Below are 23,174 nucleotides of genomic sequence, written 5' to 3' on the forward strand. Positions count from 1 at the left end.
GGGCTTAATTCGAGTAATTTTATAGAGATTGTTCCATATGAAAGCGGAAGCGATTGCCCCTGATCGCGGCGCTCGCAGAAAGTGGTTTCCGGTCCCCCCATGCCTTCGGTTTTGCCAACCATGTCTTCGGTTCTTAATGTCGAGCACCTCTCCGTCTCCTACAGGGGAGCCCGGCGCGTCCACCGCGCGGTGGATGACATTTCGCTCGAGATCGCGCAGGGCGAAGCGCTTGGGCTGGTCGGCGAATCCGGTTCCGGCAAGAGCTCGGTGGCGCTGGCGGTGCTGCGCTACCTGCCCAGGCACGCCCGGGTCGAAGCCGCGCAACTGGCCTTTGAGAACCGCGAGATCCGCGACCTCTCGACCAACGAGTTGCGCCGGCTGCGCGGCGATCGCATCGCCGCCGTCTACCAGCATCCGGGCTCGGCGCTGAACCCGAGCATGACCATTGGCGGACAGATCACCGAGACGATCCTGCGCCATCGCCCGATGCACCACGACGAGGCCCTTGGCCGTGCGGCACAGTTGCTTGGCCGCGTCCGCGTCGCCAATCCCGAACGCGTGCTGCGGCTCTATCCGCACGAATTGTCGGGCGGCATGCAACAGCGCGCCAACATCGCCATTGCCATCGCCCTCGACCCGTCGCTGCTGGTGATGGACGAGCCGACCACGGCGCTCGACGCCAGCGTGCAGTCCGAGATCATCGCCATCCTCGACGATCTGCGCCGAGAGCACCGCACCTCGATCCTGCTGATCAGCCACGACATCAATCTGATCCGCCGCTCCTGCGACCGGGTCTCGGTGATGCAGGCGGGCGCGATTGTCGAAACCGGCGCCGCCGGGGAGGTGTTCGACAACCCGCGCCATGCCTACACAAGGGCACTGGTCGCCGCCATTCCGACGCTCAACCGCACCAAGCGCGACGGCAGGCTGGCCGAGGATGCAAGCCCCGTGGACGTGGCTTCGGATAAGCCGGCCGGGGAGAGCGAGGACAATGCCCTGCCCGCGCCGCAACGCGAAATCGCCGTCTCGTGCCGAGGCATCAAACAATCCTTTGGCGGCCAGCCGGTGCTGCACGGCATCGACCTCGACATCGCCAGCGGCGAGACCTTCGGGCTGATCGGCGAGTCCGGCTCCGGCAAGTCGACGCTGGCCCGCATCGTCACCGGCCTGCAGCCGCCGACGGCTGGTACCGTCGCGCTGTTCGGCAAGACCGTGGCGCCATTGGTCGAACAGCGCCAGCCAGGCGAGCGGCGCGATGTGCAGATGGTGTTCCAGTCGCCCGACCGCACGCTCAACCCGCGCCAGCGCATCGGCCGCATCCTTGGCCGCCCGCTGCGGCGACTGGCTGGCCTGTCCCGCCGCGCGGTGCCACAACGCGTCGGCGACCTCCTGGCTTCGGTGCGCCTCGCGCCCACCACGGCGGAACAAAAGCCCGGCACGCTGTCGGGCGGCCAGCGCCAGCGCACGGCCATCGCGCGCGCCTTCGCCGGCCTGCCGAGGCTGGTGGTGCTGGACGAGCCGACCTCGGCCCTAGACGTCTCTGTGCAGGCAACCGTGCTCAACCTGCTCAACGACCTGCAGAAGAGCAAGGACACCGCCTACCTCTTCATCAGCCATGATCTGCGGGTCGTGCGCTACATGGCCGACCGCATCGGCGTGCTCTATCGCGGCCGCCTGGTCGAAACCGGTTCCTCCGACCAGATCTTCGCCGGCCCCAACCACCCCTACACGCAAATGCTGCTGGCGGCGTCCTCGAACGATGGGCAGGCGACGGCCATGGCCGAAGCGCAAACCGCCATCGAGGCTGGCCCAGGCGGCTGCGCCTTCGCCGGCCGCTGCCCGCTGGCGGATGCCGGCTGCCTCGAGGCCGAACCTGTCGCCCGGGAAGTTGAAGCCGGCCATTTCATCGCCTGCTGGAAGCGCGCCGGCTGAGACATCCCCTGGAGAACCCGGTCGCGCCGGGAAGCGTTACGCCGGCAGTGACGGCTCGGTGTTCGGCTCCAGCGGCTCTTCCGCCTCATGATCGTCCGGAAGCACATCGCCATGCACCCCCAGCGGCCGGCCGATCCAGACGGGATCGACCAGATGGTCGCGCTTGGGGTTCTCCGTATTCGGGTGGATGAGGATGCTCAAGCCGCCATGGTTCAGCATCAGCCAGGGAACGAGCGTGCCGAAAATCTCGTTGGCGAAGGAGACCTGGTACATGGCCTGGTCATGCGGGCCGACTTTGCCGTCGTGCCAATTGCCCAGGCGTACGCGGAAACGCTCGCCGATGCGAAGACGCAGCCATTCGGCGCGTTGCCGCTCGGTCTCTCCGTCATAGTAGATGTGGGCGTGATAGCTGGCGATTTCCGCGAGAGGCCTTGGACTGGCTTCGTTCATCACAATGCTCTCCTTCGATGATTCTCGCGCCCGGCAGGCCGAAGCGCGGAGCGGACCCTGTTCACTTGTTTCGGCAACGTGGCGAATGTCCAGGCATTCAGCCCAAGAACGAGGTTTTAAGCAAGATCGCCCGACCGCCCCGAGGTTCTCGTCGGCCAGGCAGACCCGCCGCGATCGATCGGCAAAGGCGCGCCACTGCCGATGCGAACCACGCCAGCGGACGAGAGATCGGGGACGGCCTTGCCGCCATCGCGGCGACATTGCGCGAGAGGCAAACGTTTTTGTTGTGAGGGTGAGCGCTCGGGCCGACGACCGACATGTGTCGGCCTGGATGGGTGCCCGAGCAGCCTGCGTAGTCCGGTCGGACGGTAAAATCAGTACGAGATGCAGCCCCGCCGGATCGCTCCTGGGGCTCGAACCACGCAACTATTCAAATCCTGAGATGCCTGGTCACGCCACGGCGGTCTCATTGACATGCTCTCCCAGGATTCGCTTGATGATCCTGTCGAAATCGTGAGGGTCGGCGCCGTTGACTTTTATCAAGGGCCATCCGTCCTGGCGCAAGCATTCGCCGACCTCCCTCGATATATTGGCTTGCTTCAAGCCCCTGTCCACGCCGAGTTCGAACAGGAGGACCTCGATCAGCGGTTGCCCGGCATGGCGGTCCGTAAGACGGCGGCGCAAGGTTTCCTGCGGCGCATCGATTTGGATAAGGACATCCGGTCGCGGCAGGAACGCCAGGGTCTCGCGAACCGCGTCGATGCTTGGAGTGCGCGCCAGCAGAACCAGCGCACACAAAGCCTGGATCAGGCCTTCTTCGAAAATGAAGTAACCTTCCGATTCCTGCGCCTTGCGCCAGGACTCGCATAGCAGGGCGATGTCGACCTTCATGCGCCACGACCATGTCCGGCTCCGCAGGGGGATTGATGCCAGAAGCCGCGCCGCTACCCCGTCCTTTGGCAAGGTCGACAGCAAGACAGGAGCGGAGGTGGCGATCTTTTTGCCAATACGGCCAATGCCATGGCGTACCTCCGGGCCGTCATCCTGGGCCGACCCGTATTCAATCAGGCGATAGCCGTTCACTGTCTTTATGTTGATGCCTTGCTTCGCCATCCCCTGGCAGAGGCCGCGAAGAAGTGTGGTCTTGCCTGCACCAGGCGGCCCAAACAACTCGATGATCATGCCGAAATGCCCAGCGTCTCCAAGCAGGCAGTCACTCACCTGCGACTCAAAGCTTAGCCAGATTACAACCCCCACCAACATTCATTTGAATGACTGTCAGCTCCGTGGCCCCCTTGGGAAGGCTCATGGTTTCCTGCCGCCGGGGCACGCGGCATTGGTCCTGGGCAAGCGTCTCGCGGCCGCGGGACCTTGGGGCGGGCCCGGCCGTTGCTGGTAGGAATTAGAGTACTTCCGCCGAGGCCGATCGTGAAAAAGCTGTCCGCTCAAGATCGAGGCATCATCCGAATGATTGATGAAAAGATTCCGGTGGCGAGCGATGGTCGACATTCAGCTTGGTGGGGCTCTGAATGTCTCCAGCGTATTTGCAATCGGAAGCGGTGGACCAGGATCTACAGGCGGATTGTCGGCCAACGACACCCCGCGGATGGTTTGACGTGCCCGAATATGCTCTCGATGAGGGTGGGCCTGTCTGGCGCCACTATCAGCGGATGGGCGCCGATTTCGCGGACATTCCCATCTTCGATCACCTTGCAGATGTCGCAAGGCAATATCCGGACAAGCTCGCGATCAGCGACGGTGCCGACCGCCTGACTTATTCCCAGCTTTTGCGGGCTGTCGAGACACTGTCCAGCCGTCTCACCGCCGTCGTCCCCGAGGGACAGGCGGTCGGAATCCTTCAGGCCAACTCGGTCTGGTACCCGGTGGCAATGCTGGCGAGCATGGCGGCCGGACGGCCTTCGGTCCCGCTCAACATGAGAGATCCGGGCTCTCGGATCATCGAGATTGTGAATGCCGCCCGGCTCGGCGCCATCATAGGCGCTGGAAATGGTCGCCCCGTCGATCTGGCACGGGACGTGCTGTGGATCGACATTGCCGCCGGCGTCGCGCCGGACGCTCAGCGGGCGTCACAACAACCGCCGCCCGTTTCCGTCGATGCGCCCGCAATGGTGCTTTACACCTCAGGTAGCACCGGACGTCCCAAGGGGATCGTCAACAGCCAACGCAGCCTGCTCTGGCGCGTCCTGCAATATGTCGACGCGTGCCATATAAACGCGGAGGACGTTTTCCTGCCGCTGACCGGGCCGGCCACGATTGCCGGTTGCCGGGAGATTCTCGCCGCGCTGCTGACGGGCGCCGCGTTGCATCTTCTCGAGGTGGAGGCGGTCGGCCTGCGCGCGGTGCGCGCCCGGTTGCAGGCCGAAGGCGTGACGGTCGCCTATCTGGTGCCGGCGCTGCTCCGGGCGCTCCTGACCGAGGCCCCCGCCGACGCTTTCCACTCACTCAGAGTGGCCCGGATCGGTGGGGAGAAGGTGTCGTGGACCGACATCGCGTTGCTGCGCAAGGCCGTTTCGGACCAGTGCCTGATCCAGATCGGCTACTCGTCGACCGAGACCACCGGTTCGCAATGGTTCTTGCCGGCGGACTGGCCGGAGCAAGACACGTCGGTCCCCGTTGGCAGGCTGCTTCCCGGGATGGCATTCGCCATTGTCGACGAAGCGGAGCGCAGTGTCGGGACAGGCGAGAGTGGGGAGCTTCTGATCAGGAGCCCCTATGTGCTGCTCGGTCACTGGGAGAACGGCGTCGTCGTTCCCGCGCGGACGGACCCTGACGATCCCGGCGTCCGAATTTTTGCGACGGGCGACCTCGTTCGGCTGGACGATGATGGGCTGTTGTGGGTCGTCGGCCGCAAGGGGCGCCAGATCAAGATCAATGGTCGACGCGTCGAACCCGCCGAGCTCGAACGGGTCCTGCGTGGCGCGCCTTCGGTGGCGGATGCGGTGGCAATCGTGACGCCGGAGAAAGAACTCATCGCATTCGCGGTTGCCAAGCACTTGGTCGGGGCTGCTTTCGCGGAGGAGCTTCGCCAGCTCGTCAGAACGACGTTGCCGGCGCCACTGCGTCCCTCGCGGTTGCACACCATCGCCGCCATCCCGCGCCTGCTGGGCGGGAAGGTCGACCTGGCAAGCCTCGCCCAAATGGATCGTTCGGACAGAAAGACGGCGCCAGCCGCCCAACCGCCCGCTGCCCGACCGCCGCCCGCCGGAGGCGAACTGAACACCAGGCAAATCGTGCAGCACGCGTGGATGCAGGTTCTCAACACGGGCGTTGCGGCGGGAAACTGGGACGATGCGGGAGGGGATTCGCTGCAGCTGCTGCATTGCGTCATGGCGATCGAGAGCGCTATCGGCCAGGAACTGGGCCTTGAGGCCTTCACCGTCGGAATGAGCTTCAACGAGATGGTTGAGGCGGTCGCGTCCGCGCAGGCAGGCGAACGGCGCGAGAAGAAGCATCACCCCCCCGTTCTTTTCCTGTTTCCTGGATCCGTCGGCTATGGCCCGAGCCTGGCCGCCTTCGCGGCCGCCATGGGCAAAGTCGCCCGGGTCAACCCCATCAGGTACCCTGGTCTCGCCCAGATATTGGACGGACATAACTCTCTCTCCGCCATGGCTGCCGCCGCGCTCGACCAGATAGGCCGCGCCCAGCCTGCCGGCCCTGTGCGACTTCTCGGCCATTCGCTTGGCGGCGCGGTCGCATTCGAGGTTGCCGCACGGCTGCTGGCCGCCGGTCGGCCGGTCAGGTTTCTGGGCATCCTCGACACGAGCCTTCTGAACGAGCCGAGCGACCCGTGGGCGACGCTGACCCGCACATTCCATCGCATTCGCACAAATCGCATATCCGCCCACCGGATGGCTTGCCGGGCCCTTGCGAAGATCACCGTTGCAATGGGCTGCGAGGCGTATCTCGCCAGGTTCCTCGACCGCTCCGCCAAGGGAGAGTTCAACCCGACGAGCTTCAGAACCAAACTGGAACTGCAGGAGGTCCTGCGGGCGCGGTCTTTCTTCCAGTGGCTGGACGCACCGAAACCGGCCCTGCCGATCGGCGGCACCTTGTTTCGATGCCGCCGCGAGGGAATGCCTCAGGCCTTGGGCTGGGATAGCGCCCTGGCACGGCTGGACGTGGTTGCGATCGACGGCAACCACATCGACCTTGTCGTCGAGCCTCATCTTGCCACCAACCGTCCCCTCATCGAGAGGGCCGTTGTGCAGACCTACTCCGCGGCAGAGTCTCGCAAAAGGGAGGATTTGTCATCGACGTGATCTCACACTTCAGCAAGGACGCGCTGCTGCTCGATGCTCCCGCGGAGGTCGAGCGCATCGTTGACACCTTGCGCGCGCAGGTCCTTGGCACGCTCCATCGTCGCGGCGTGGTTGTCGGCCTTTCCGGCGGCATCGACAGCTCCGTCGTCGCGTCCTTGTGCACGCGCGCGTTCGGCAAGGACAAAGTCCTGGGACTGTTCATGCCGGAGCGGGATTCCTCCGGCGACTCGCTGAGACTTGGCCGCCGTGTCGCGGCACAGCTTGGCATTGAAAACGTCGTCGAAGACATAGCACCGGCACTGGAGGCCACCGGCGCCTACCGCCGGCAGATCGAGGCGATCCAGACCGTCGTTCCCGACTATGGAGACGGCTGGAAATGCAAGCTGGTGCTCGCCTCAGTGCTGGAGAGCAACGGCCTCAACATCACCCGGCTCACGGTCCAGGATCCGGAGGGCAAGGTCGACACGGTGCGCCTGTCGCCTGCCGCCTACCTGCAGATCGTCGCCGCGACCAACTACAAGCAGCGCCTGCGCAAGATGACGGAATACTACCACGCCGACCGGCTCAAATACGCGGTTGCCGGGACACCAAACCGGCTTGAGTACGACCAGGGCTTTTTCGTCAAGCAGGGTGACGGAACCGCCGACGTGATGCCGATCGTCCACCTTTACAAGACCCAGGTTTATCAGCTCGCGGACTATCTCGGGGTGGACGAGGAAATCCAGCGGCGGCCACCCACCACCGACACATTCTCCATGGCGCAAAGCCAGGAGGAATTCTATTTCGCGCTGCCCTATCACCTGATGGATCTATGCCTCTATGGCCTGAACCACGGGATAGCCGGCGATGAGGTCGCGGCGGCGTCAGGCCTCACCGAGCCCCAGCTTCAGAAAGTCTTCAAGGACATCGACGCGAAACGGCGGGCCGCCCACTATCTTCACGCGCGGCCCTTGCTGTCCGCCGGAATTGACGAGGATTGACCGGGGATGTGCGGCATCGCTGGAATAGTGGCGCTGAACGCCGCGGCGGCTTCTCCCTCGCGTGAGGCGCTGATGCGGATGGTGGGCGCGCTGGCGCATCGCGGCCCCGACGAGCACGGCCTTTACCGGGACAGACGCGCGGGGCTGGCGCATGCGCGGCTTTCCGTCGTCGATCTTTCCAATGGCCAGCAGCCGCTCGCTGACACGGGCGATACGACCTGGATCGTGTTCAACGGCGAGATCTTCAACTACGTAGAGCTGCGGGAAAAGCTCATCGCGCTCGGCCACCGCTTCCGGACCCGCAGCGACACCGAGGTCGCGCTCCACGCCTATCGTGCGTGGGGCGAAGCAGCCTTCGAGCGGATGAACGGCCAATGGGCCATCGCCATCTGGGACTCGATGGCGGGTCGTCTCGTATTGTCGCGCGACCGGTTCGGCATTTGCCCCCTGCATTTCTGCGAGCACGCGGGCCGCCTCTATTTCGCCAGCGAGGTGAAGGCCATTTTCGCGGCCGATCGAACCATATCTCGCGCCTTTGATCCGGCTGGCATCGATCAGACTTTCACGCTCTGGACGGTCGTTCCGCCGCAAGGGGTATTCCAGGGAATCAATGAGCTCGAGCCGGGGCATGTCCGCACCTACCAGGACGGCACCGTTCGCGACCGGGCCTTTTGGCAGCCCTCCTACCCCGAGATTTCCGGATCGCGGCAGGGCGAGTTCACCGGGTCGTGCGATGACGCGGTGGACCGCGTGCGTGACGCCCTTGAGGCCGCGACGGCGCTCAGGATGGTGCGCGCCGACGTGCCTGTCGGGTGCTACCTCTCCGGAGGACTGGACAGTTCGCTCGTGGCCGCGCTGGGAAGGCGCTTCGCCGGCGAACGCTTCCAGACCTTCTCCCTGCGTTTCGCCGACGCCGAATATGACGAGACCCGTTTCCAGCGCCTGGTTGCCGAGGCAACCGGCAGCGAGCACCACGAGGTGGTGGTTTCGCGTAGCGATATCGCCGCCATCTTTCCGGAGGTGATCCACCACACCGAGCGCCCGATATTGCGGACCGCCCCGGCGCCGCTGTTCCTGCTCTCGCGGCTGGTGCGCGAGCGTGGCATCAAGGTCGTGCTGACTGGCGAAGGGGCTGACGAGATGTTCGCCGGCTACGACCTGTTCCGCGAAGCCAAGGTCCGCCGGTTCTGGGGCCGCCAGCCGGCATCGACACGGCGCTCGCGGCTCCTGGAACGCCTTTACCCCTACCTCACCCGCTCGCCGGTGCAACAGCAGGCGATGGCGCGCCAGTTCTTCGGGCGCAACATCCAGGCCTATGATGCGCCGGGCTTTGCCCATGACACACGCTGGCATACCACCAGCGCCATCAAGCGCCTGTTTTCCGCCGACATGCGCGCCGAGACCGAGCGCCGCGACGCCGTGTCCGAGTTGCTCGCCCGCCTGCCCGCGGAGTTCCCGCGCTGGAGCCCGCTCGCGCAGGACCAGTATCTCGAGGTCCAGACGCTGATGTCGGGCTATCTGCTCTCCTCGCAAGGCGACAGGATGCTGATGGCCCACTCCGTCGAGGGGCGTTTCCCCTTCCTGGACGATGAGCTTGTGAAGCTGGCGAATTCGCTTCCGGCCGCCTACAAGCTGCGCGTCCTCGACGAGAAGCACGTGCTCAAACGCGTGGCCGAACCGATCGTGCCCTCCGAGATCGTGACCCGCAAGAAGCAGCCGTTCCGCGCGCCCAACGCGCTTTGCTTCGTCGCCGACGACGCACCGGAATATGTTCGCGAGGCGCTTTCGGAGACGGCGCTGCGCGAGGCCAATATCTTCGATCCGAAGGCGGTCACGCGCCTGCTCGGCAAGTGCCAGGCCAGGACCGGCGACGGCGATCTGTCCAATGCCGACAACATGGCGCTGGTCGGCGTGCTGTCGACCCAACTCCTTCACCGGCAATTTGTCGCGAGCTGTCCCAGTGCAACTCGCGAATATGCGCTCAGCGTCGACGTCGACCGCGAACATCGGGAAGAACGCTTGCATGTTGCATGATGCCGTACCCCTGCTGCACGACTACCTCGCCCACTCCGCCCGCCGGCTCGGCGGCAAGGTTGCGCTGGTGTGCAACAAGCAGCGTGTCACCTATGGCGAGCTTGAGACGCGCGCCAATGCGATCGCCCGGGATCTGGCCGCGTCAGGGGTCGTGCGCGGCGACCGCGTGATGATCTTCGCCGACAACACCGTCGAGACGGTGGTGAGCTTCTGGGCGGTGCTCAAGGCGAACGCGGTGGTGTGCATCGTGAACCCGCTCACCAAGAGCGACAAGCTCGATTATCTGCTCAACGACTGCAAGCCGACGGCGCTGATCACGGACGGGCATCTGCAGGCCATCTTCCGCGAGCCGGCGCGCGGTTGTCCGTCACTTCTGCGCATGATCGTTTCCGGGTCGATCGACGACGTCGAGCTCTCCCGATTGCCGCATGCCGTGCGCTGGGACGCCGCGGTCGCCAACGACGGCTCCGCACCGCCGGCGCGGCGCTGCATCGATGTCGATCTCGCCGCCATCATCTACACCTCCGGTTCGACGGGCGAACCCAAGGGGGTGATGCTGACGCACAGAAACATGATGACCGCCTGCACGTCCATCGCCTCGTATCTCGAGCTTGGCGAAGACGAGGTGATCCTCAACGTCCTGCCCCTGGCTTTCGACTACGGCCTGTACCAGATGATCATGGCGTTCCGCACCGGCGCCCGGCTGGTGCTCGAACGCTCGTTCGCCTTCCCGGCGCGGGTCCTTGAACTGATCAGGCAAGAGGGGGTTACGGGCTTTCCCGGCGTGCCGACCATCTTTGCGGCGCTCTCCGAGCTCAAGTCCCTCAAGGACCAGGATTTCTCACGCATTCGCTACGTCACCAACACCGCGGCCGCCTTGCCGCTCAAGCATATTCTCATGCTTCAGGATCTGTTTTCGAGCGCACGCATCTATTCGATGTACGGCCTCACCGAATGCAAGCGTTGCACCTATCTGCCGCCGGAGGACCTCGAGCGAAAGCCGTTGAGCGTCGGGATCGCGATCCCGAACACGGAAATGTGGATCGTCGACGAACATGACAGGCGGGTCGGCCCCGGCGTCGTCGGCCAGCTCGTCATTCGCGGCGCAACGGTGATGAAGGGATATTGGGGCAAGCCCGAGGCGACGGCCAGGAAGCTCAAGCCCGGCCCGCTGCCGGGCGAGCAGGTCTTGTACACCGGCGACTACTGCCGGATGGACGCGGAGGGTTACCTCTACTTCGTCGGCCGTGGCGACGAGATCATCAAGTCGCGTGGCGAGAAGGTGGCGCCGAAGGAGGTCGAGAACGTGCTCATGAATATTCCAGGGGTCCGGGAAGCGGCGGTCATCGGTGTTCCGGACGAACTCCTTGGACAGGCGGTGAAGGCATTTGTCGTGATGGAGAACGGAAAAACCATCGGCGAAAAGCAGTTGCAGATGGAGTGCCAGAAGCGACTGGAAAACTTCATGGTCCCGAAGTCCATCGTCGTCGTGGCCAGCCTGCCGATGACGGACACCGGCAAGCTCAAGAAGACCGCCCTGTCATGAGGCGGGCTACCGCATGCCATTCGAAAGTGACCCCGGTCCTGGGAGAACGACATGCAATGAAAACAAGGACCTGGAAAGAGCGTCGCATGAATCCGTTTCAACGCGAGGCGCTTTGGGGGACGAAGTTACTGGATTTATAAGGCCGCAACGGAGGGCAAAGTCATGTTGACTACCAAGGAACGCAACGGAATCTACAGCGAGCAAATTCGCAGTTTCCTGGTTTCCAATTTCTACGTGAGCGACGCGAAGGCATTGGTGAACGACACGTCCCTGCTCGATCAGGGCATCGTCGACTCCACGGGGGTTCTCGAGATCATCGGCTTCATCGAGGAGACCTTCGGCATCATCGTCGAAGACAGCGAGCTCTTGCCTGAAAACCTCGATTCCATTCAGGGCATCGAGCAGTACATCCTGCGCAAGATGAACTGATTGCCGGCGTGGAGCTTGATGCATGTCGCCCGGAAGCGACCTCGGCTTTGGGAAAGCGGCATGAATGAAAACAAGGACTTGAAGCGCATCGCATGAATCCGTTTCAACGCGAAGCGCTCTATCTCCTTGTTTTCACGCAACTTCGAGCGACAGACCGCTACTGAGTTTTCCTGGAATTGCTCGGGCGTTCCGCACGGCTCACGCCTGCGCTTTGGCTTGCCCCAGGACCACCCGGCCCTCGCCCGCTTCGTTGGAAACGGCGCGGATGTTCTCGTATGCCTTGCTGCGCTCCAGCAGGGCCATCACCTGCCGGTCCTGGCCAAGGCCGACCTCGAAGAGCAGGACGCCGCCGGGCCGCAAATAGCGCGGCGCGTCCTTCACCACCCGCATATGGATGCTGAGGCCGTAGGGGCCGGCCGCGAACGCTTCACGCGGTTCGAGCTCGACCAGATGCGCGCGGTCGCCCTCGAGCCGTTTTTCCGAAATGTAGGGCGGGTTGCAGACGATCACGTCGATCGTCCCTTCAAGTCCCTGGCCCGAGAGGGCGCCGAACAGATCGCCCTGATGCACCGAGACGCGGTCGGCCATGCCGTGATGGGCGGCGTTGCGCCGTGTCGCCTCGACGCATCCATCGGTGAGGTCGCTCGCCCAGACGCGTGCGGCGGGCACGCGGTGGGCGATGGCACAGGCCAGGTTGCCGGCGCCGCAGCACATGTCGATGATGCGCGGTGCCGGCAGGTTCATCTGATGCAAGACACCAAGGGCCGTCGTGCCGAGCAACTCCGTCTCCGGCCGGGGCACGAGCGCACCGGGCGCGACGAGCAGCTCAAGTCCCATGAAGACGGCGCGGCCCGTGCCATAGGCGTCGGCGACACTGAACTCTTTGCTCATGGCGACCCCCCACTCGCTTGGTCCTACCAGTATAGATGTTCGGCATCCGCGCGCCAGTCAAACCTGCGCCGAAGCCAAATTTCTCCGGCTTTTGTCTCGAAACCGGGGCACGCAGGACAGGGGGTCATGGACGCTTCCTGCGATGCTCCGCCGCGGCCCGCCGCCCGCCTTTATTTGAGAGATACGCCGTAAACCGCTGAAATCCTTAACACGATTTTCATTCCACTGCCCTAACCACGATGCCATGGCAGGGCATTTCGAGCGCTTGTTTGCTGGCCCCTCTCCCCGGGGGCAGAGCGAAGCCGTGGCAACCGGGATCCTCCGCGATCAGTTCGCTGATCTGCGGAAAGGGGTCTTCATTTCCATGCCGATCGCCACGGTGCTGTCGGCGCTGATCCTGGCCGTGCAGATGCTTTCGCATGGCGGCCTTGGCGCGGTGCTGTGGTTCGCCGCGGTCAGCATCATCAACAGCGCGCGCCTGGCGCTTGCCGCCGCCCAGCCCGACATTTCCGGGAACGGCCCGAGGCCGGTCAGCGCCCGGCTTTCCCTTTACGGCGCATTGGCGCTGGCGTCCGGCATTGCCTGGTCTTTCCTGGCCGTGCTGGCGGACGGATACACCACGGCGCAGGCGCCGCTCTATCTGATCGTGCTCGCGGGCCTGTCGGCCGGCTCCGTCACCTACTCGGCCTCGTACACGCCGGCGGCGATCAATTTCATGACGCTGCCGCTTCTGGTCGCCGCCGGATGCGTGCTGGCCAGGGGCGGCATCGAGAATTACGTCCTGGCTTTCACCATCGTGCTGTTCCTCGGCGGAATGGTCCGAAGCGCGCTGATCGGGCAGGCCAGCTTCCGCGAGACGAGCCGCCTCAAATACGAGGCGCGGGAATTCGCCGCCGAGATGGACCGCAATTCCAGGCGCGATCCGCTGACGAACTTGCTCAACCGGTACGGGCTGGAGCAGGCAATCCGCCAGCTGGGGCCTTCCGACGGCCCGTTCGTGACCATGCTGATCGACCTCGACGGCTTCAAATCCGTCAACGACACCTATGGCCACAACATCGGCGACGACCTGCTGGTCAAGGTCGCGCGCAGGATCGAAGACCATGCGCCGCAGGGCGCCACGATCGCGCGCATCGGCGGCGACGAGTTCGTGCTGTTGTTTTCCGCCGCGCGATCCGCGCATGCGGCCGGTGCGCTCGCCGGCGCGCTCATCGCGGCGATCGCGCAGCCGGATCCGGCGTTGAACTCGGTGCGCGTCGGCGCCTCGGTCGGCATCTACGTTTCGGACAATCCACGACTGACGGAGATGCTGCTGCGGGCCGATTTCGCGCTCTATGCGGCCAAGCGCAAGGGCAGGAACGAATACTGCATCTTCGATGCCGGGCTCGATCAGGCGCTGGAGCGCAAGCACTGTATCGAGCGCGACCTGCGCGGCGCCATCGAGGCCGGCGCGCTGTGCTCATGGTTCCAGCCGCTGGTGCGCCTGGACACCAGCGCGGTGGTCGGCTTCGAAGCGCTGCTGCGCTGGCAGCACCCGCTCCATGGGGCGATCGCGCCGCCCGAGATCGTCACCGCGGCACGCGAGACCGGCCTGCTGCCGCTGCTGACGGAAACGGTGTTCGGGAATTGCTGCGCCATGATCGAGGAACTGGCGGGGAGCGGCCGCGGCGATGTGCGGGTCGCGATGAACCTGTCGCCGCGCGAACTCGAGGCGGGCAATGTCGACGACATGATCCTGGACATGCTGAAGGCCAGGAACCTGCCCGCGGCGATGCTGGAGATCGAGATCACCGAGGAAGCGCCGGTCGACCGCGACCGGGTCGATGAGAAGATCGGCCGCCTCGCCGACGCCGGCATATCGATCGTGCTCGACGATTTCGGCACCGGCTTTTCGACCCTGGTCGCGCTGAAGGACAGCCGCATCCGCAAGATCAAGATCGACAAGCATTTCGTGCGCGACCTGGCCAAGTCCGTGGAGGACCAGGCGCTGGTCAGGACGGTCATCGATCTCGGCCGCACGCTGGGCATAGAGGTGATGGCCGAGGGCGTCGAGACGGACGCTGACCGCCTGATCCTGCGCTCGCTCGACTGCATGGTCGCGCAAGGTTTCCTGTTCTCGCCCGCCCTCCCCGCGCCCGAGGCGCTTGCCTATGAAGCCGCCCGTTCCAGCCGCACGCTCGCGGCGGAAGCGCTCTTCGATCCCGCCACAAGGCGCCAGAGCGGCAGCGCGGCCTGACCTTGCACAGCCGCTCGCGGCGCGAGGCTTTCGGCCCGGCGCGCATCGTGTAATCTGATGATCTCCTAGAGCCGGATGATTTCAGGTCGAACCGACCTGAAATCTGAATCCGTCTCTAAAATCAAACAGATAGAGCATGATGTCGTCCGAAAACCGCTTCACACTTTTCGGCATCATGCTCTAGGGAACATGACAAGATGAACAACCAGTCCCCGGCCGCCGAAACGCTGCCCTATCTGTCGTCGGCGGTTCTCGACCGCCTGGCGATCTCCACGCCCGATGTGGTCGACGAGATCGAACGCCAGATCGTCGGCCAGAGGCGCGGCGAAGTCTGGTGCGCGCCCAAGGCCGCCGTGTGGCCGGGCGACGACCGCTACTTCATGGCCACGCTCGGCGTCGCCTCCGTGCCCTCGGTGCTGGCCACCAAGTCGCTGGTGGTGAACCCGCGCAACGCCGCGCGCGGGCTGGCCACGATCAATTCGCTGATCAGCCTGCTCGACGCCGAGACCGGCCTGCCGCTGGCCCTGGTCGACGGCAATTGGGTAACGGCCAAGCGCACGGCGGGCCTGAGCGCCGTCGCCGCAAGGCGCATGGCACGGGCCGATTCATCATCCGTCGCCTTCATCGGCTGCGGGGTGCAAGCGCGCGGCCATTTGGAAGCCTTCGCGGACCTCTTTCCCCTGCGCGAAATCCGCGCCTTCGGTCGCGGCAAAAGCAATCGCGATGCGCTGTGCGAAATGGCGCGCTCGCGCGGCCTGGAAGCAATCCCCTGCGACACGGCAAGGGAAGCCGTGGAAGGCGCCGACATGGTAGTGACGACGGTGACCCTGGTGCCCGAACCCGAACCGTTCCTCGACGCCAACTGGCTGAAGCCGGGAAGCTTCACCGCCATCACCGACCTCGCTTTGCCCTGGCTGCCCGAAACCATGCGCCGCTTCGACCGCATCGTCGTCGACGATTTGGAGCAGGAAAAGAAAATGCCCAAACCCATGGTCGACGCAGCACTGGTCGCCGGCGACCTGACGGGCCTTGTCTGCGGTGATTTTGCGGGGCGGCAGAACTCGGGCGAGGCCACGGCGTTTGTGTTCCGGGGGATGGCCGTGGGGGATCTTGCGGTGGCGGCGCTGGCGTATGTGCGTGCGCAGGCTGCGGGGGTGGTCTGCTAGGAAATGGACAGGATCTCGAGTTCGCGCGGCCCCAGCTGGACAACATCGCCAACGCTCTTGCCGATCAGCGCGATGGCCACCGGCGAACCATGCGAAATGGAAGCTCGGGGCGGGTCGGCCTCATCCTCCCCGACGATGCGGAAGGTCTGGGTGCGGCCATCATCACGCGCGAAGGTAACGGTGTGCCCGAAGGCGATCACGTCATTGGACGTCGGCACAGGCACAAGCTGAGCCGTACGGACGCGTTCGGCATAATAGGTGACATCCCGAACCGGAACCGCCGACTGCCGCCGCCTCTCATTGACATCTTCCAGCACGCTGGCCGCCTCCAGCGCCTGCCGGGCGCGAGCCAATTCATCATGCAGCATCTTGAGACCCGCCTCGGTGACGAGGTTGATCCGATCGGAGATAGGCCGAGCCGGCAGGACGGTTTCCGACGCCGCCTCCGCACTTTCCTCCTTGGCAAAGGCTACGCTCAATGGGTCGCAACTCCGTGTCGAATGGTGTTGGTTAGGGGATAACCGATGGGCGGTGATAAAGCTGCAAGAATTTGACGGGTGGTTTTGGGGGAAGCGGAATGGTCGCGAACGCCCAGGCGCTTGAGCGGCTGGGTCGCGAGGTCCGCGCGCTCGAAGACCAGATCCGCCATCAGCAGGAAAACGACCACATGGCCCAGCGCTATCAACATGAACCGGGCACGCTGGCGGAGAAGGATGCGGTTCTGGTCGGCCAGCGGAGCTGTAAGGTCGATGCAGGAAGGTGTGGCGGGGGACGCGATGCTGATGGGCAGGCGTGAGATTGAGGGCGGGATTGCGGCGATCACGGCGACGTTGCGGGAGCGACAGACGTTTTTGTTGTGAGCCGGCGCGAGCGAACCGCAGAAATTGCGGCAGCCTGATGATCAGCGCGCAATCCCCGCCTCAAGAGGCGCTTAAGGAATTGAGCCAAGCAGCTGACTTTGCCGGAACCTACTTGGCAACGAAGGTGGCATGGGGTTGGCGGCATTTCAACGCAATTTGTTCGAAGGCCTAGACCGTCAGCTTTTCACAGCACGCGGATTCGCGCGTGACCATCCTTCATCCATTGTGGAACCTCCATATCAGCGTGGATTACGACTTTCGTTCGGACGTGTCGCCGTTTAAACTTCTCCTCAAATGCGGCCGTGCCGCTGTTAGCTAACGCCTGCAGTGTGAAGGCGTAAGGCGATAAATTCAAAGCGATACTCCCTAAACGGTCTCGTTCGGCAGCAAGGATGGCAGTGAGAGAATCCGCCTTCAGGTCACAAGTGTTGAGTAGATCGACGACCGACGTGGCGAGCCGCTTCACGTCCTTTGGCAACTGGTCAGCCTGCCAAAAGGCGACAACCTGTGTGATTACTTCCTCAAGCTGGACAGTGCTGGCATCCTGCTTAGCAACGGACCGGGATGCGGCGAGGTTAGGCGCCTCAGCGATGGCGATCTCAGCGTGCTCAAGCATGGCCTTCACCTGGAATGCAATACGCTCCTTGGACCAGCTGACGGCATCGCTTTTATAAACCAAGTCGTGTGTGGCAATGGTCCACGCATGTTGCAGTATCGTTTTGATCTGCACCTCGAATGGAAGTCCCGTGAGGTCGCCATTCCGGCCGCTGATCGTGTCTCGGCGGGTGACGTACATGCGGATATCGTCAAAAACGAAACTATGTGGCGGCTTGTGGGTCTCCGTATCGCTGCTAGGGCGTCGTTTTTTGAAGTCGTAATGCTCGAGCACAAGCGCTTCAGCCGCAGGGAGTGCCAGTGCGTTGGGAACTACAATGGTGCAGCCGAAGAAATCGTCCGGTGCCGTGATATCATCGACACGCCCGGTTTCAATTTTGAGGGCAAAGCTTTCGAGCTTCTTGACGCGGCCGAGAAAGAACCAATGGCTCTCCTCGACCCGCGACTTGAGCGTTAGCGTAACTTCATCCTGCAGGCGGAGGTATCGTTCTTCATTGTGGGCGTATGCGTCGCGAACCGCCTTACTAATTTTCACCGGCCGCGGTCTCCTGTCCGCCGATGAGCGTCACCAGTGCGTTTAACCGCGTCTGGCGCTGAGGAAGCTCTGTGCTGGCACCCGTGGCGTTGGCAGCGTAGGCATGCGCGGCCTGATCGAGAACTGAAGGGGTATCGGGAAGCGGTTCGGGATTTTGCCCCTGAAAGGTGCCTACCCGCGCCAGAAACTCCTTATAGATAACCGCAAATTCCGCCGCTGGTGGTAACTGGTCAACGTGAAGCACCAGTAGTGACCATAAAGAGTAGAAATGCGTCTGAACCTTGAGAACTGCGATGATGGTAGGATCTAGGGTTACGACATCGGCTGCCCTGGCCATCGCGGCAATATAAGCCTTTGCGGCTTCAACCTTCTGATCAAAGTCGTCTTCAATCAACTCCGGCTGGTCCGCCAAGTCCTCGTAGTCTGCGTACAGATCATCGAGCATGTCCTGGTCAAACCCGTGCACCTTGTCGGTTATGACGATCGCAAGAAGTTCGGATATAAACTGCGCATCCGCCATGCGCTTGATCCGGGCAGCAGTCACAACCCCAAAGTCGCGCCATTCCTTCTTATCGGCTTCGGCTTCCGCACGCGTGATGAGCCATCCATCGTACTTCGCATGACGCAGTTCCTGCGGGGTCAGCTTCCGCGAGTTCCGGTTAATCCGCTCGAAGATGTTCCGGATGGCGGCATCACTAATGTCCGGTAGCATTTCAACAATCATGACGTAATTCCAGAACTTTTCGCGCGTCTCGCGCTGTAGGTCGACCCATTTCCGCCCCTGCAAATTGACGTCGCTGAAGTCGTCCGGGATTCTCACTTTGTTTTGCGTGAAATCGATAAAAGTCTGGATGCGCTGCTTACCGTCCACGACGTGGTAGGTTGCTTTGCCCTGATCATTCAGTGACTTATGTAGAAACACGGGTGGCGCGGGGTAGTTGTTCAATATGGTGTCTATGAAAAATCGCTTATCCCGAGGAGACCAGACGCTACGACGCTGATAAGGCGGATTCAGATTGAGCTGCCCTTTCTCGTTCATATCGAGAAACCAGCTGATGTCCTGGTTCGTGAGGTTTCGCGCCATTAGGATAATTCTCTGTTAGGTCGGAAAATATATTCCGGATGTCTCGTTCAGTGCAATCAGCGGCGCTGGCCGCTAGGCATTCACCTTCATCATCTTCCAACTCGACCGAGAATGTCAAAGACAGCGTTCAGCCCCCGCCGCCTAGCAGCGCGGTCCAGGGTGCTTTGTACTTCTCTCGGGAAAATTCGCTCAAGCATATGAACCCATACTCAAAGTGTCGCCACTATGATGGCCAGTACTCAGCTCGCGAGCAGCGAATATCACGTTATTATAGTAATGCCAGACCTGCCGCCGGACTTCGCCTCGATGCGTGAAACGCCTTTCGATCTGATACTGACCGACGGGTTTAATATGGAGGAACACTGCCATGACGCCGGCGACTTCACCGGTCATGTGATCCATCAGGAGCATGAGGGCACGGCCACACTATATTCCCTCCAATATGCAGTTGGTCAGGTTGTCGATTGCCGAAGACAACTAATTTCGCAGCACATTTAGTGACGACGCTGCGCCGGCACCATTAAGGTCGTCAATGGCCGGATTAAATCTGCCGGATGTAGCGCTAGCGCAGGGAGGTTCGAGCGGGTCCGCTTAGTTCCATCAACAGCTCGGGCTCACCCATAAACCACGCAAAAGTGCCGTAAGCCAGCATTTCCACGGTTTGTTTGAAGGGTGCTCTGCTCCGATCGAGATAGGCGGTGACGAACGCAACATTTTGGAGATCGAACTTGCCCTCGGTTGCAATCTTTTCCAGCGCTTCCTTGCGCCGGTCGCCGATGGGCCCGTCAGTCGCGACTACCTCCACGAACACCAGCAGCGGTTGAGCTGGCTTCAGGTCAACTAGAATAAGGTCCGGCAGCTCACGCTGCGCATTGATGGTGAGGCCGATGGCTTTAAGCAGATGCTCGTCGCGGGCAACGACCTTGTTTCCGCTCTCGCTCAAGAATAGCACAGCAGGGTCACCAAGAAATCTCGGCGCGAAGACCTCAATCACCGCTTTGGTGATGTTGGAGCTGGGGCCGGCTTTCAGACGACGGGTCTCGCCGCTTGGGAAGATCACTGAGACTTGCTCGCCGCCCTTGGCGGCGCCGGCTCGCACTACGGCGACGCGGGCAATGGCCCCGGCCGTCAAGTGTTTTGCCTGCCAGGACTTGACTGCGTCCTCGAGCTGAACACGATCCAGTGCCGGATCGAATAGCGCCGCAAAAGCCGTCTGAAGCGAATACCGACCCTTGCCGGAGGTTGTCGGCACGGTGTCATCGTCGAGAACTGCGCCGACCACCACGAAGGCTTCGCGGATGGTGTCGTCGCGGACACCTTCACGAGAGTTGTCTTCATACCAGCGGTTGCCCGGCACCTTGCCGTTGGCCTTCATGATTTCCGCAGCATAGCTAAGCCGATCCGCATCGGCGGTCTGGCCGGTCTGCTCTTCAGTCATCCGGTAAACGTGCTTTGGCGCCAACAGGATGCCGGAGCCTTCGACGGCATTGACGTACAGGAATGTGTATATGGTCCGCGCCGCCATGACGCTGACCAAACGCGAGCCCTTTGTTTTAGTGCTACCGGCCGGGAAGACCGCTTGCAGCCGTGTCTGAATATCCTGCCACGGCAGCAACGCCGGAAGACCTGCCATCATTTACCTTCCAGGAAGATCGATTCGATGTTCTGGTCCAGTGTTGCGCGATCTGCGCCGCGGTCAATCAGCGTGGCGATCGGCGCGAGCTTTTCGGCAACCGGCAATGGCAACGCCTCAAGTTCAAATGCAGATACAGCGACACTTCCACTGATGCATCGGAAAGCCCGGTCAGCAATTTGGCTATTGAGCACTGCGGCTACCAAGGCCGGTGATACCTTCGGTCTAGGACCAGTCGGCTTGACCATGTTGAGGTGGTTCTCAACGATGACGCCGCCATGGGATGCGATGAAAGACGCGGGCAGCTCGGCCGCGATGAGGCGACGGGCTTGTTCCTTGGACGTCGTGCGCTGCAACAGCACGCAGGGCGCCGAGACCGTGAGCCACTCGTCGCAGGCCCTTGGCTTAAAATAGGGGGCATGGTTGCGCTTCTCGGCGCGGAAAATGAACCGGCCGTCGGCAGTCACCGCTTCCGCCCAGATGACCGGAAGAGTGTCACGGCTAGACTTGGTGCGGAACTGATCTTTGAAGCGGTTCCAGACCAAGGGGCCGGTCGAAACTTGGTAACCCCAGTCGACAAGACGTGCTGGCAGCTTCTCGAGCGCGTCGACCAACGCCATATCAGTCGGCGTGCGCGGTGCCATCCACGGTGCGGCTCGGTCGGCTGGCAACGCAAATGTTCCGGCATGTGTGACCGCGGCAGTGCCGTTGACCGACAGGTAATGCACGCTCGGGTTTTGCGCGACGCCTCCCCGGCGATAGGCCGCTAGCAGGGTTTCCTGCAGCACATCGTCGAAAACGCCGCGGCGTTCCGTGATGAAATCAATGGCAATCGGCGGCGCATCCTTTGCGAGCAATGAGCGCAGCGCCTTGAAATACTCGCCGGCGAGGAATCCGGTCGGCGTGAGATACGCGACCACCCCGCCCTCGCGTGCCCATTGCAGCGCAAGGTCGGTGAACATGCCGTAGAGGTTGGCGTGACCGTAGAGGCTACGCGCAAAGCGTTGGCGCAGTTCCGGGCCGACCTTCTGGCGACCGTAGGGGGGATTGCCGATGACTAGGTCGAAGCGCTTGCCTGAAACTGGCTCTTGCAAACTATCACATACGCGGACGACCGTCGGAAACGCGGTTCCGGCGTCGGCCACGACCTCGCTGAACGCAATCTCGAGCCAGGTCTGGGTCAGTTGTGCCGCGAACGGATCGATCTCGAAGCCGGCCAAGTGCTTCGCGAAATGGCCCAGCAGCTTCGTTGCCGGGAGGTGAGCTAGCTCGCCCTGCATTTTCAGAGCTACAGGCAGGAGAAAGGCCCCTCCCCCACAGGCCGGATCGAGCACGCGAGCAGTTTGCCAGTACACCCCAGCTTCGGTGGCGAGATCCATCAAGCGTTGGGTCAGCGCCGGTGGCGTATAGAACGCTCCCCAAGCACTCCGCAGATCCTGCGGCAACATGGCTGTATAGCACGCGCTCAGCTGGAATGCGGCGCTTTCAATCGGAAGGTCCGCCGCGGCGCGGCCGAGAGTATGGGCAAGACCTGCCGCGGCAGCATCGAGTTTGTAAGTGACCGCCACGCTAAGGTTGGCTGCGGTCGGTATCGTTGAAGGCTGCCGTCCGGAAGCTTCAATGTAGGCCTGCACAGTGGCAGCCACGAAGGCCCAGATCGCCGGTAAGCGCTTGCGACCATCGAGCTGTTCCGACCAGCCCCGCGCCATGGCGCGGCACACGTCAAGGCTTAGCGGCACGTCAGCGACGGCAGCTGCGCTCAGCTTGCGTTTGCGTTGGGCGGTGCGGTCTGCTGCGAACATGGTACACGGGAACGTTTCGTGTACACGCTAACCCGATTTGGCTGGGGCCGGCAATCGGAATGCGCGCCTTCGCGGCACAATTCCGGTCCACAAGGATAGAGCTGTGCCATTTCGGCGTCATGTCCTCGTCAGCGGTTGAAGCTTCAAACGGGACGTCGCCCAAATTTGAGCGATTCTTACCGGCCAGTCTCGTCTAGTAGACATGGACGGTCTGTTGGTGGACGGGATTAGCCGTTCGGAGTACTGAGAGTTCGTACATTTGGATTTTGACGCAACGGCTAGGACGGGAATAGACGGCGCAAGCCAACCAATTAAACGACCCCGATCGCGCACCCAGAATGGCAGCTTTCGACCAAACTTTGCCAAAGCGGGACCTTCCGCTGCCGGCCCCCACCAAGACGTTCGAGACCTGGAACAAGCCGATGGCAGCGAGTCGCCCCCTCAGCCCCCAGCCAACCGTGGCAGCAGAAAAATCTCCGCCCCCTGCGGCAGCTTCTTCGACCACGTATCCCTGTAAATCACCCCGTCGATCGCCACCGCGATGCCCTTGTCGATCCATGGCTCAAATCCGGGATACTGTTCAGCCAGTTTCCTGAACAGTTCCCTTATGTCCTTGGCCTCGACCTCGACCTTGCTCTTGCCGCCGGCGAGCTGGCCGAGCGCGCCCCAGAGGGTGACTTCGACCATCGTTGCTCGCCCCT

The 23,174-nt window shown here is 62.7% G+C and carries 18 protein-coding genes; 9 read left to right on the plus strand and 9 right to left on the minus strand.

Features of this window, described 5'->3' with window-relative positions:
* The first annotated feature begins 120 nt into the window (after window positions 1-120).
* The gene (locus tag FJ977_RS21525; RefSeq protein ID WP_140774208.1) at window positions 121-1,932 is read left to right on the plus strand and encodes an ABC transporter ATP-binding protein; all 1,812 of its coding nucleotides are present in this window, start codon (window positions 121-123) and stop codon (window positions 1,930-1,932) included.
* A 36-nt stretch (window positions 1,933-1,968) separates the two neighbouring features.
* Here the strand turns inward: FJ977_RS21525 and FJ977_RS21530 are convergent, their stop codons facing one another.
* Together FJ977_RS21530 and FJ977_RS21535 are read right to left on the minus strand one after the other, a co-directional pair.
* A complete protein-coding gene (locus FJ977_RS21530; RefSeq protein WP_140774209.1) occupies window positions 1,969-2,382 on the minus strand; it encodes a DOPA 4,5-dioxygenase family protein in 414 nt (137 codons plus the stop codon).
* A gap of 450 nt (window positions 2,383-2,832) precedes the next feature.
* Complete coding sequence (locus FJ977_RS21535) at window positions 2,833-3,564, minus strand: AAA family ATPase (RefSeq protein ID WP_140774210.1); 732 nt, start codon at window positions 3,562-3,564, stop codon at window positions 2,833-2,835.
* A gap of 347 nt (window positions 3,565-3,911) precedes the next feature.
* On the opposite strand from FJ977_RS21535, the gene FJ977_RS21540 reads away from it, so the two are divergent.
* From FJ977_RS21540 to FJ977_RS21560, 5 genes are all read left to right on the plus strand, one after another.
* Window positions 3,912-6,662, plus strand: coding sequence for an AMP-binding protein (locus FJ977_RS21540; RefSeq protein WP_140774211.1), 2,751 nt, complete (start codon window positions 3,912-3,914; stop codon window positions 6,660-6,662).
* Complete coding sequence (gene nadE, locus FJ977_RS21545) at window positions 6,659-7,642, plus strand: NAD(+) synthase (RefSeq protein WP_140774212.1); 984 nt, start codon at window positions 6,659-6,661, stop codon at window positions 7,640-7,642. Before FJ977_RS21540 ends, nadE begins: the two co-directional genes overlap by 4 nt.
* Before the next feature lie 6 nt (window positions 7,643-7,648).
* Window positions 7,649-9,676, plus strand: coding sequence for an asparagine synthase (glutamine-hydrolyzing) (asnB, locus tag FJ977_RS21550; protein ID WP_140774213.1), 2,028 nt, complete (start codon window positions 7,649-7,651; stop codon window positions 9,674-9,676).
* Entirely contained in the window at window positions 9,666-11,222 is a 1,557-nt protein-coding gene (locus FJ977_RS21555) for an AMP-binding protein (protein WP_181180001.1), read from the plus strand. Before asnB ends, FJ977_RS21555 begins: the two co-directional genes overlap by 11 nt.
* Before the next feature lie 162 nt (window positions 11,223-11,384).
* Window positions 11,385-11,651 (plus strand): acyl carrier protein, encoded by a 267-nt coding sequence (locus FJ977_RS21560; RefSeq protein WP_140774214.1) that lies wholly within the window; start codon window positions 11,385-11,387, stop codon window positions 11,649-11,651.
* 198 nt (window positions 11,652-11,849) lie between these two features.
* Here FJ977_RS21560 and FJ977_RS21565 read toward each other — a convergent pair whose 3' ends face one another.
* Window positions 11,850-12,542 (minus strand): class I SAM-dependent methyltransferase, encoded by a 693-nt coding sequence (locus tag FJ977_RS21565; protein WP_140774215.1) that lies wholly within the window; start codon window positions 12,540-12,542, stop codon window positions 11,850-11,852.
* 364 nt (window positions 12,543-12,906) lie between these two features.
* Here FJ977_RS21565 and FJ977_RS21570 point away from each other — a divergent pair, with 364 nt between their 5' ends.
* Complete coding sequence (locus FJ977_RS21570) at window positions 12,907-14,778, plus strand: GGDEF domain-containing phosphodiesterase (protein WP_246683242.1); 1,872 nt, start codon at window positions 12,907-12,909, stop codon at window positions 14,776-14,778.
* A gap of 197 nt (window positions 14,779-14,975) precedes the next feature.
* A complete protein-coding gene (locus FJ977_RS21575; protein ID WP_140774217.1) occupies window positions 14,976-15,944 on the plus strand; it encodes an ornithine cyclodeaminase family protein in 969 nt (322 codons plus the stop codon).
* Here the strand turns inward: FJ977_RS21575 and greA are convergent.
* Entirely contained in the window at window positions 15,941-16,423 is a 483-nt protein-coding gene (greA, locus tag FJ977_RS21580) for a transcription elongation factor GreA (RefSeq protein WP_140774218.1), read from the minus strand. The genes FJ977_RS21575 and greA overlap by 4 nt on opposite strands.
* Before the next feature lie 98 nt (window positions 16,424-16,521).
* Between greA and FJ977_RS21585 the strand changes: the two genes are divergently transcribed.
* Entirely contained in the window at window positions 16,522-16,740 is a 219-nt protein-coding gene (locus FJ977_RS21585; RefSeq protein ID WP_140774219.1) for a hypothetical protein, read from the plus strand.
* A gap of 248 nt (window positions 16,741-16,988) precedes the next feature.
* Here the strand turns inward: FJ977_RS21585 and FJ977_RS21590 are convergent, their stop codons facing one another.
* From FJ977_RS21590 to FJ977_RS21610, 5 genes are all read right to left on the minus strand, one after another.
* Window positions 16,989-17,954, minus strand: a complete 966-nt coding sequence (locus FJ977_RS21590) for a hypothetical protein (protein WP_140774220.1) — start codon at window positions 17,952-17,954, stop codon at window positions 16,989-16,991.
* Complete coding sequence (locus FJ977_RS21595) at window positions 17,944-19,038, minus strand: DUF262 domain-containing protein (protein WP_140774221.1); 1,095 nt, start codon at window positions 19,036-19,038, stop codon at window positions 17,944-17,946. Before FJ977_RS21595 ends, FJ977_RS21590 begins: the two co-directional genes overlap by 11 nt.
* 562 nt (window positions 19,039-19,600) lie before the next feature.
* Entirely contained in the window at window positions 19,601-20,674 is a 1,074-nt protein-coding gene (locus FJ977_RS21600; RefSeq protein WP_246683243.1) for a BsuBI/PstI family type II restriction endonuclease, read from the minus strand.
* Window positions 20,671-22,473, minus strand: a complete 1,803-nt coding sequence (locus FJ977_RS21605; protein WP_140774222.1) for an N-6 DNA methylase — start codon at window positions 22,471-22,473, stop codon at window positions 20,671-20,673. Before FJ977_RS21605 ends, FJ977_RS21600 begins: the two co-directional genes overlap by 4 nt.
* Window positions 22,474-22,914: 441 nt before the next feature.
* Entirely contained in the window at window positions 22,915-23,160 is a 246-nt protein-coding gene (locus FJ977_RS21610) for a MoaD/ThiS family protein (protein ID WP_140774223.1), read from the minus strand.
* Window positions 23,161-23,174: the final 14 nt, after the last annotated feature.

It is taken from the genome of Mesorhizobium sp. B2-1-3A (assembly GCF_006442655.1).
Classification (GTDB): Bacteria; Pseudomonadota; Alphaproteobacteria; order Rhizobiales; family Rhizobiaceae; genus Mesorhizobium.

Coding starts and splice junctions, on each gene's coding strand:
- FJ977_RS21525 (WP_140774208.1), top strand. CDS start 121: ATGTCTTCGGTTCTTAATGTCGAGCACCTCTCCGTCTCCTACAGGGGA.
- FJ977_RS21530 (WP_140774209.1), bottom strand. CDS start 2,382: ATGAACGAAGCCAGTCCAAGGCCTCTCGCGGAAATCGCCAGCTATCAC.
- FJ977_RS21535 (WP_140774210.1), bottom strand. CDS start 3,564: ATGATCATCGAGTTGTTTGGGCCGCCTGGTGCAGGCAAGACCACACTT.
- FJ977_RS21540 (WP_140774211.1), top strand. CDS start 3,912: ATGTCTCCAGCGTATTTGCAATCGGAAGCGGTGGACCAGGATCTACAG.
- asnB (WP_140774213.1), top strand. CDS start 7,649: ATGTGCGGCATCGCTGGAATAGTGGCGCTGAACGCCGCGGCGGCTTCT.
- FJ977_RS21555 (WP_181180001.1), top strand. CDS start 9,666: ATGTTGCATGATGCCGTACCCCTGCTGCACGACTACCTCGCCCACTCC.
- FJ977_RS21560 (WP_140774214.1), top strand. CDS start 11,385: ATGTTGACTACCAAGGAACGCAACGGAATCTACAGCGAGCAAATTCGC.
- FJ977_RS21565 (WP_140774215.1), bottom strand. CDS start 12,542: ATGAGCAAAGAGTTCAGTGTCGCCGACGCCTATGGCACGGGCCGCGCC.
- FJ977_RS21570 (WP_246683242.1), top strand. CDS start 12,907: ATGCCGATCGCCACGGTGCTGTCGGCGCTGATCCTGGCCGTGCAGATG.
- FJ977_RS21575 (WP_140774217.1), top strand. CDS start 14,976: ATGAACAACCAGTCCCCGGCCGCCGAAACGCTGCCCTATCTGTCGTCG.
- FJ977_RS21585 (WP_140774219.1), top strand. CDS start 16,522: ATGGTCGCGAACGCCCAGGCGCTTGAGCGGCTGGGTCGCGAGGTCCGC.
- FJ977_RS21595 (WP_140774221.1), bottom strand. CDS start 19,038: ATGGCGCGAAACCTCACGAACCAGGACATCAGCTGGTTTCTCGATATG.
- FJ977_RS21600 (WP_246683243.1), bottom strand. CDS start 20,674: ATGATGGCAGGTCTTCCGGCGTTGCTGCCGTGGCAGGATATTCAGACA.
- FJ977_RS21605 (WP_140774222.1), bottom strand. CDS start 22,473: ATGTTCGCAGCAGACCGCACCGCCCAACGCAAACGCAAGCTGAGCGCA.
- FJ977_RS21610 (WP_140774223.1), bottom strand. CDS start 23,160: ATGGTCGAAGTCACCCTCTGGGGCGCGCTCGGCCAGCTCGCCGGCGGC.